The following is a 379-nucleotide window of genomic DNA, read 5'->3' on the forward strand; positions in this document are numbered from 1 at the left end:
GCCGTGGATGGAAGATGGGGTTACATGCGAAGTATGTGATTACCGACAGTTGGTTCACTTGCGAACAGCTTATGGCATGCGTCAGGGGCATAGGTAAAGGTGCAATGCACTTTGTCGGACTTGCAAAGATGGGGAAGACGAGATACACCGTATCAGGCAGGAAGAAAAATGCAGCGGAACTCATTGCCACCTATGAACGCGAACGGGGAAAGAACTGCCGTAAGTACAAATGTCGATACATTCAGCTCAACGGCAACTTGGGAGACATACCTGTTAGAATCTTCCTCATCAAGTATGGTAGGAACTCCTCATGGAACGTCCTGCTCACCACGGACACCACGATGTCTTTCGTAAAAGCCTTTGAAGTGTATCAGATCAG

General features: G+C 48.3%; 1 pseudogene. It reads left to right on the plus strand.

Annotated elements, in window-relative coordinates:
* Nucleotides 1-379, plus strand: a pseudogene (locus HMPREF2955_RS00565) (IS4 family transposase); the annotation flags it as partial.

It is taken from the genome of Prevotella sp. HMSC073D09 (assembly GCF_001814145.1).
In the GTDB taxonomy this organism is placed as follows: Bacteria; Bacteroidota; Bacteroidia; order Bacteroidales; family Bacteroidaceae; genus Prevotella; species Prevotella conceptionensis.